Annotated in this window: 2 rRNA genes; both read left to right on the forward strand. The window is 54.6% G+C overall.

The features are described 5' to 3' along the window. Positions 1–67: ribosomal RNA gene (locus Q5425_RS43135) — 16S ribosomal RNA — on the forward strand; the annotation flags it as partial. A gap of 321 nt (positions 68–388) precedes the next feature. Then, positions 389–909, forward strand: a 23S ribosomal RNA gene (locus Q5425_RS43140); the annotation flags it as partial.

Here is a 909-nt window from a genome sequence, read left to right on the forward strand (position 1 = left end):
ACTGGCGATTGGGACGAAGTCGTAACAAGGTAGCCGTACCGGAAGGTGCGGCTGGATCACCTCCTTTCTAAGGAGCACAACACATCCATCAGGCCGGGATTCCCGGATCAACCTGGTGGGGTGGCTGGAGTTTAAAACCCGACTGTGGTTTTGCTCTGGTTGCTCAAGGAATCGTGGAACTACTGGTTATGGCTTGTTCTGGTTGGCAATGCCTCTTCTAGTACTGCGGCTTGCCGCGTGGAACGGAGAGCCGGCGCCTGGAGGGCAAGTTGTTCACTAAGCACACTGTTGGGTCCTGAGGCAACACGCCTCAGGGCTTCTGCCCTGAAACGTTGTGTGTTTCTGGTGTGGTGTTTGAGAACTGTAGAGTGGATGCGAGCATCTTTGTGGTCAAGTTGTTAAGGGCACATGGTGGATGTCTTGGCTTCAGGAGCCGATGAAGGACGTAGGAGGCTGCGATAAGCCTCGGGGAGCTGTCAACCGAGCTGTGATCCGAGGATTTCCGAATGGGGAAACCCAGCACCAGTGATGTGGTGTTACCCGCACCTGAATATATAGGGTGTGTGGAGGGAACGCGGGGAAGTGAAACATCTCAGTACCCGCAGGAAGAGAAAACAACCGTGATTCCGTGAGTAGTGGCGAGCGAAAGCGGAAGAGGCTAAACCGATTGCATGTGATACCTGTCAGGGGTTGTGCAGTCGGTGTTGTGGGACCCAGCGTCGAGGATCTGACAGTCCTCGGAATGGTCACGTATGTTAGTGGAACGCCTTGGGATGGGCGGCCGGAGTGGGTGAGAGCCCCGTACGCGAAAACATATTGTTGATTGTTTGTTTGGTGTTCCCGAGTAGCAGCGAGCTCGTGGAATTTGCTGTGAATCTGCCGGGACCACCCGGTAAGCCTAAATACTTC

This window comes from Amycolatopsis sp. A133, from assembly GCF_031082405.1.
Taxonomy (GTDB): Bacteria; Actinomycetota; Actinomycetes; order Mycobacteriales; family Pseudonocardiaceae; genus Amycolatopsis.